At 44.7% G+C, this 827-nt stretch carries 2 pseudogenes; both read right to left on the bottom strand.

What is annotated here, in order from left to right:
* A pseudogene (locus tag Q5O73_RS10500) lies at positions 1-337 on the bottom strand (type IV secretory system conjugative DNA transfer family protein); the annotation flags it as partial.
* 134 nt (positions 338-471) lie between these two features.
* Positions 472-827, bottom strand: a pseudogene (locus Q5O73_RS10495) (group II intron reverse transcriptase/maturase); the annotation flags it as partial.

The raw sequence follows: 827 nt of genomic DNA, 5'->3' as shown, positions 1-827 counted from the left end.
CTCCCAGAGTATCCAGCTCCAGCTCATCATAAGCCGTGACCTCACGCAACTCTGCAATGTCGAACACGGCAAGGCGAGCGCCGCAGGAAATCAAAATCGACTTGGCTGTTTTTCCGGCGGCCAGCTTATATTTCTTGTACTGACGGACGGCGAAGTGGTTGGGCTTCTCGGCTTCCAGTGCATCAAACATCAGGTCTACCGGGTTTTTGAACTCCTCGTCATCCTCCCGGACCTCCATGGCGTTGATGAACTCGATGAGGGTAGAGAAATTCTGCTCCTCTACCGGGGCCTCATAGTGGATATACCCAATCAGCGCGCAATACAGCAAGGTCTCTGCTTATAGTGATAGGTAAGGTTTTGATATTATCTCCACCTTTTCCCCCACTTCACACCGGACATGCGACTTTCACCGCATCCGGCGCTCCATCGATTGTCTTCACGAGACATTTAATCAGTCACCAAATTTAAGTTTTATATTATTGCTGACAGGTTCGCCTGCTCTCGCAGACTATTGATTTTCACGAGCATCTTTTTTGTGATATTGAGTGTTTTTATCAGGTCTTTTATTACTGCTTGGGGCAGTTCTTGTAACAGAATCAGATATTTTTTGTGAATCAGAACCATGTTTTTATATCTTTCAAATCCACCAAGTGCTCTTGGTACTTTGAGCCATACAGCTACATGTTCCGCATCTGCGAATTCTTCTCCACTGATTGCACATTTTCCCTTTTGAGCAGAAAATAAAGATATTTTACTGTCATGGTATTCTGTGCTATGACCAACGGATATTTTTTCTCTCAGTCCTTTCAGAACATACTGATTAAGGT

It is taken from the genome of Eubacterium sp. AF15-50 (assembly GCF_934835595.1).
Taxonomy (GTDB): Bacteria; Bacillota; Clostridia; order Lachnospirales; family Lachnospiraceae; genus Eubacterium_G; species Eubacterium_G segne.
The sequence above is the reverse complement of the archived record's forward strand: the minus strand, read 5'-3'. Positions and strand labels throughout refer to the sequence as shown.